The following is a 5,441-nucleotide window of genomic DNA, read 5'->3' as shown; positions in this document are numbered from 1 at the left end:
GGGGGCTTTTAGGTATAGGGAGCTGACGATGACCTACTCTCACATGGGCGAACCACACTACCATTGGCGCAACGATGTTTCACTTCTGAGTTCGAGAAGGGATCAGGTGGTTCCATCGTGCTATTGTCGTCAGCAAAGGGGGTATAGATATGAGTTGGTTAAGCTGTTAGCTTAACTTTGTTTTGACTATTATATCAGAACCTGAATCAATCTTATCAGGATGATATCGAAATAATTATAGCTTAATACAAAACCACTTGGGTGTTGTATGGTCAAGCCAAACGAGCAATTAGTACAGGTTAGCTACACGCATCACTGCGCTTCCACACCCTGCCTATCAACGTCCTAGTCTTGAACGGCTCTTAAGGGAAATCTAATCTTGAGGTTGGCTTCCCGCTTAGATGCTTTCAGCGGTTATCCAATCCGAACGTAGCTACCGGGCAATGCCATTGGCATGACAACCCGAACACCAGCGGTTCGTCCACTCTGGTCCTCTCGTACTAGGAGCAGATCCTCTCAAATTTCCAACGCCCACGGTAGATAGGGACCGAACTGTCTCACGACGTTCTAAACCCAGCTCGCGTACCTCTTTAAATGGCGAACAGCCATACCCTTAGGACCTGCTTCAGCCCTAGGATGAGATGAGCCGACATCGAGGTGCCAAACACCGCCGTCGATATGAACTCTTGGGCGGTATCAGCCTGTTATCCCCAGAGTACCTTTTATCCGTTGAGCGATGGCCCTTCCATACAGAACCACCGGATCACTAAGACCTACTTTCGTACCTGCTCGACTTGTGGGTCTCGCAGTTAAGCGCGCTTTTGCCTTTATACTCTATGAACGATTTCCGACCGTTCTGAGCGCACCTTCGTACTCCTCCGTTACTCTTTAGGAGGAGACCGCCCCAGTCAAACTACCCACCATACATTGTCCTCGGTATTGTTATACCTGAGTTAGAACCCCAACATGACCAGGGTGGTATTTCAAGGATGGCTCCACAAATACTGGCGTATCTGCTTCAAAGCCTCCCACCTATCCTGCACAAGTCAGGTCAAAGTTCAATGTAAAGCTGTAGTAAAGGTTCACGGGGTCTTTCCGTCTAGCCGCGGGTACACAGCATCTTCACTGCGATTTCGATTTCACTGAGTCTCTGCTGGAGACAGCGCTGCCATCATTATGCCATTCGTGCAGGTCGGAACTTACCCGACAAGGAATTTCGCTACCTTAGGACCGTTATAGTTACGGCCGCCGTTTACTGGGGCTTCGATCAAGACCTTCGCATACGCTAAGCCCATCAATTAACCTTCCAGCACCGGGCAGGCATCACACCCTATACGTCCACTTTCGTGTTTGCAGAGTGCTGTGTTTTTAATAAACAGTTGCAGCAGCCTGGTATCTGCGACTGTCAATAGCTTACGGAGCAAGTCCTTCACCATCGACAGCGTACCTTCTCCCGAAGTTACGGTACCATTTTGCCTAGTTCCTTCAGCAGAGTTCTCTCAAGCGCCTTGGTATTCTCTACCTGATCACCTGTGTCGGTTTAGGGTACGATTCGTTTATGACTATAGTTTAGAAGCTTTTCCTGGAAGCATGGTATTTGCCACTTCGCTGTACAATACAGCTTGCTATCAGATCTCAGTATTAACAGCCCGGATTTGCCTAAGCCGTCTACCTACATCCTTCCACCTGGACAACCATCGCCAGGCTGGCATAACCTTCTCCGTCCCTCCATCACATCATAAACAAGTATCGGAATATTAACCGATTTCCCATCGACTACGCCTTTCGGCCTCGCCTTAGGGGTCGACTCACCCAGCCCCGATTAACGTTGGACTGGAACCCTTGATCTTCCGGCGTGCGAGCTTTTCACTCGCATTATCGTTACTCACGTCAGCATTCGCTCTTGTGATACCTCCAGCATGCCTTACGACACACCTTCACAGGCTTACACAACGCTCCCCTACCACTTGAAACAATTTTCAAATCCGCAGCTTCGGCTCCTAGTTTGAGCCCCGTTACATCTTCCGCGCGGGCCGACTCGACTAGTGAGCTATTACGCTTTCTTTAAAGGATGGCTGCTTCTAAGCCAACCTCCTAGCTGTCTATGCCTTCCCACTTCGTTTCCCACTTAACTAGGAATTTGGGGCCTTAGCTGGCGGTCTGGGTTGTTTCCCTCTCCACGACGGACGTTAGCACCCGCCGTGTGTCTCCCGGATATCACTCATCGGTATTCGGAGTTTGCATCGGTTTGGTAAGTCGGTATGACCCCCTAGCCGAAACAGTGCTCTACCCCCAATGGTGTTCGTCCGAGGCGCTACCTAAATAGCTTTCGGGGAGAACCAGCTATCACCGAGTTTGATTAGCCTTTCACCCCTATCCACAAGTCATCCCCTGGCTTTTCAACGACAGTGGGTTCGGTCCTCCGGTGCCTGTTACGGCACTTTCAACCTGCTCATGGATAGATCACTCGGTTTCGGGTCTATACCCTGCAACTATGGCGCCCTATTAAGACTCGGTTTCCCTACGGCTCCCCTAACGGTTAACCTTGCTACAGAATATAAGTCGCTGACCCATTATACAAAAGGTACGCGGTCACCCAACAAGTGGGCTCCCACTGCTTGTACGCACACGGTTTCAGGTTCTATTTCACTCCCCTCACAGGGGTTCTTTTCGCCTTTCCCTCACGGTACTGGTTCACTATCGGTCAGTCAGGAGTATTTAGCCTTGGAGGATGGTCCCCCCATCTTCATACAGGATTTCTCGTGTCCCGCACTACTTAATATGCTTCATTATATGTTTCGAATACGGGGCTATCACCCACTATGGCCAGCTTTCCCACACTGTTCTTCTACATATAAATCCGTCGGCTCCTCCCCGTTCGCTCGCCGCTACTAGGGGAATCTCTATTGATGTCTTTTCCTAAGGGTACTGAGATGTTTCACTTCCCCTCGTTTGCCTACCAATAAATTGGTATACCTAGCTTACGCTAAGTGGGTTTCCCCATTCAGAAATCTCCGGATCACAGGATATTGCCGCCTCCCCGAAGCTTATCGCAGGCTGTCACGTCTTTCATCGCCTCTGACTGCCAAGGCATCCACCATGTGCGCTTAATTACTTGACCATACAACCCCAAAGGGTCTTTAGTCTGTAATTATAACGATATCACCTTGATAATTTACGCTTGATTCAGTTCTCTTTACTTTGATAACCAACCCCTTGGGATAACAACTGATGTCATTAAAAGGTTGGCTATCTGGTTAGACAATGGCTCAGTGAATGATTCATCGTCTAACCGTATATTACAACTCATATCTATGTTTTTAAATAGTAATAACGTCTTCATCAGATCGTCATATTTATTCTGTATAAAACAGAAGTAAGTAATCAAACAATCACTTAATTCTGGCTTATATCTTTACTACTCTCAATCCGTAATCCAATATGGTGGAGCCAAGGAGAGTCGAACTCCTGACCTCCTGCGTGCAAGGCAGGCGCTCTACCAACTGAGCTATGGCCCCGTATCGGGATAAGTGGTGGGTCTGATAAGACTTGAACTTATGACCCCCGCGTTATCAACACGGTGCTCTAACCAGCTGAGCTACAGACCCTGAGAGCTTGCTAAACCAAAGAACAACTTGTTGTGAATTCTTGCTGACCGGATGCGTCAATAAGGAGGTGATCCAGCCGCAGGTTCCCCTACGGCTACCTTGTTACGACTTCACCCCAGTCATCGACCACACCGTGGTGAGCGCCCTCTAAAAGTTAGGCTACCCACTTCTGGTGCAATCAACTCCCATGGTGTGACGGGCGGTGTGTACAAGGCCCGGGAACGTATTCACCGCGGCATTCTGATCCGCGATTACTAGCGATTCCGACTTCATGGAGTCGAGTTGCAGACTCCAATCTGGACTACGATAGGCTTTTTGAGATTCGCATCACATCGCTGTGTAGCTGCCCTCTGTACCTACCATTGTAGCACGTGTGTAGCCCTGGTCGTAAGGGCCATGATGACTTGACGTCGTCCCCGCCTTCCTCCAGTTTGTCACTGGCAGTATCCTTAGAGTCCCCGGCCTAACCGCTGGTAACTAAGGAAAAGGGTTGCGCTCGTTGCGGGACTTAACCCAACATCTCACGACACGAGCTGACGACAGCCATGCAGCACCTGTATTCTAATTCCCGAAGGCACTCCCGCATCTCTGCAGGATTCTAGATATGTCAAGACCAGGTAAGGTTCTTCGCGTTGCATCGAATTAAACCACATGCTCCACCGCTTGTGCGGGCCCCCGTCAATTCATTTGAGTTTTAACCTTGCGGCCGTACTCCCCAGGCGGTCTACTTATTGCGTTAGCTGCGTCACTAAGGAATCAAGTTCCCCAACGACTAGTAGACATCGTTTACGGCGTGGACTACCAGGGTATCTAATCCTGTTTGCTACCCACGCTTTCGAACCTCAGTGTCAGTATGATGCCAGGAGGCTGCCTTCGCCATCGGTATTCCTTCAGATCTCTACGCATTTCACCGCTACACCTGAAATTCTACCTCCCTCTCACCTACTCTAGCCTAACAGTATCAGATGCAGTTCCCAGGTTAAGCCCGGGGATTTCACATCTGACTTATTAAGCCACCTACGCTCGCTTTACGCCCAGTAATTCCGATTAACGCTTGCACCCTCTGTATTACCGCGGCTGCTGGCACAGAGTTAGCCGGTGCTTATTCTGCAGCTAATGTCATCGTCTATGGGTATTAACCATAGAGTCTTCTTCACTGCTTAAAGTGCTTTACAACCAAAAGGCCTTCTTCACACACGCGGCATGGCTGGATCAGGGTTGCCCCCATTGTCCAATATTCCCCACTGCTGCCTCCCGTAGGAGTCCGGGCCGTGTCTCAGTCCCGGTGTGGCTGATCATCCTCTCAGACCAGCTACAGATCGTCGCCTTGGTAGGCCTTTACCCCACCAACTAGCTAATCCGACTTAGGCTCATCCAATAGCGAGAGCACAAAGTGCCCCCTTTTCCCCGTAGGGTGTATGCGGTATTAATTCGAGTTTCCCCGAGCTATCCCCCACTACTGGGCAGATTCCTAAGTATTACTCACCCGTCCGCCGCTCGTCAGCAAGAAGCAAGCTTCTCCTGTTACCGCTCGACTTGCATGTGTTAAGCCTGCCGCCAGCGTTCAATCTGAGCCATGATCAAACTCTTCAGTTTAATCTTGCTATGAAGCTCTTTAAAGAAGCTTCTAAACTTGGCTCATTCAATACTAGCAAATTGCTTTTCCGTATGTTTCATATAATGAATTAACTTCGAGTTTCTTTACCAATAAAGAATGATAATTTTTATAGTTAGTCCTCATCCCGAAAAGAGATAAGCCCAACTTTAATTTTTAGCATCCTAAATCAGCAAAAATCCACACAAGTTGTTCTTTGATTTTAGCTTTTAAATAGT

At 48.9% G+C, this 5,441-nt stretch carries 2 tRNA genes and 3 rRNA genes; all 5 read right to left on the bottom strand.

Features of this window, described 5'->3' with window-relative positions:
* Positions 1-20 precede the first annotated feature (20 nt).
* Positions 21-134 (bottom strand): 5S ribosomal RNA (rrf, locus tag A1019T_RS00500).
* A gap of 134 nt (positions 135-268) precedes the next feature.
* A 23S ribosomal RNA gene (locus A1019T_RS00495) occupies positions 269-3,121 on the bottom strand.
* A gap of 321 nt (positions 3,122-3,442) precedes the next feature.
* Positions 3,443-3,518, bottom strand: a tRNA-Ala gene (locus tag A1019T_RS00490).
* A gap of 13 nt (positions 3,519-3,531) precedes the next feature.
* Positions 3,532-3,608: transfer RNA gene (locus A1019T_RS00485), tRNA-Ile, on the bottom strand.
* Between the two features lie 60 nt (positions 3,609-3,668).
* Positions 3,669-5,204, bottom strand: a 16S ribosomal RNA gene (locus A1019T_RS00480).
* Together the 16S, 23S and 5S rRNA genes with 2 tRNA genes alongside form the textbook arrangement of a ribosomal RNA operon.
* Positions 5,205-5,441: the final 237 nt, after the last annotated feature.

It is taken from the genome of Psychrobacter piechaudii, from assembly GCF_900162825.1.
GTDB lineage: Bacteria > Pseudomonadota > Gammaproteobacteria > Pseudomonadales > Moraxellaceae > Psychrobacter > Psychrobacter piechaudii.
The sequence above is the reverse complement of the archived record's forward strand: the minus strand, read 5'-3'. Positions and strand labels throughout refer to the sequence as shown.